Source organism: Kumtagia ephedrae (genome assembly GCF_003012745.1).
In the GTDB taxonomy this organism is placed as follows: Bacteria; Pseudomonadota; Alphaproteobacteria; order Rhizobiales; family Rhizobiaceae; genus Kumtagia; species Kumtagia ephedrae.
This window is the reverse complement of the sequence record NZ_PXYK01000074.1, coordinates 1-926: the sequence shown is the minus strand read 5'-3', so window position 1 is coordinate 926 and position 926 is coordinate 1. Positions and strand designations below refer to the sequence as shown.

Genomic DNA, 926 nt, shown 5'->3' with positions numbered 1-926 from the left:
GTCATGCCCTGCGCCTCCGGCGGCGCGTAGGCCTTCAGCCATTCCAGATATTTCTCGATCGAATAGACCGCCGCCGGGCCGTTGGTGTCGCCGCCGCGCGCCACGCAGGAGCCGACGGGCCGCGAGTTGTCGTCGACCTTGATGCCCCATTCGTCGACCGGACGGCCGTTGGGAATGCCCTTGTCGCCATTGCCGGCCATCGACAGCCAGGCGTCGGTGAAGCGCCAGCCCAGCGACGGGTCCTTCTTGCCGTAGTCCATGTGGCCGAAGACCTTCTTGCCGTCGATCTCGCGGCCGGTGAAGAATTCTGCGATGTCCTCATAGGCCGACCAGTTGACCGGCACGCCGAGGTCGTAGCCGTATTTGGCCTTGAAGTCGGCCTTGTTCTTGTCGTCGTTGAACCAGTCGTAGCGGAACCAGTAGAGGTTGGCGAACTGCTGGTCGGGCAGCTGGTAGAGCTTTCCGTCGGGCGCGGTGGTGAAGGACTTTCCGATGAAGTCGTCGATGTCGAGATTGGGGTTGGTGACGTCCTTGCCCTCGTTCGCCATCCAGTCGGTGAGCGAGCGCGCCTGCTGGTAGCGCCAGTGCGTGCCGATCAGGTCGCTGTCGTTGATATAGGCGTCATAGATGTTCTCGCCCGACTGCATCTGCGTCTGCAGCTTTTCGACGACGTCGCCCTCGCCGATCAGGTCGTGGGTGATCTTGATGCCGGTGATGGCGGTGAAGGCCGGCGCCAGCACCTTCGCTTCGTATTCATGGGTGGTGATGGTCTCCGACACCACCTTGATGTCCATGCCGGCGAACGGTTTGGCGGCGTCGACGAACCACTGCATCTCCGCCTCCTGGGCGGCGCGGTCGAGGGCGGACTGGTCCTTGATCTCGGCGTCGAGGAAAGTTTTTGCCGCCTCGATGTCGGCGAAGGCGGC

Annotated in this window: 1 protein-coding gene; it reads right to left on the bottom strand. The window is 63.2% G+C overall.

Annotation, left to right across the window (positions count from 1 at the left end; translation table 11 throughout):
* Nucleotides 1-911 (bottom strand): extracellular solute-binding protein (locus C7I84_RS29305; RefSeq protein ID WP_425351423.1); only part of this gene is annotated, 911 nt, incomplete at its 3' end.
* Between the last annotated feature and the right edge of the window lie 15 nt (nt 912-926).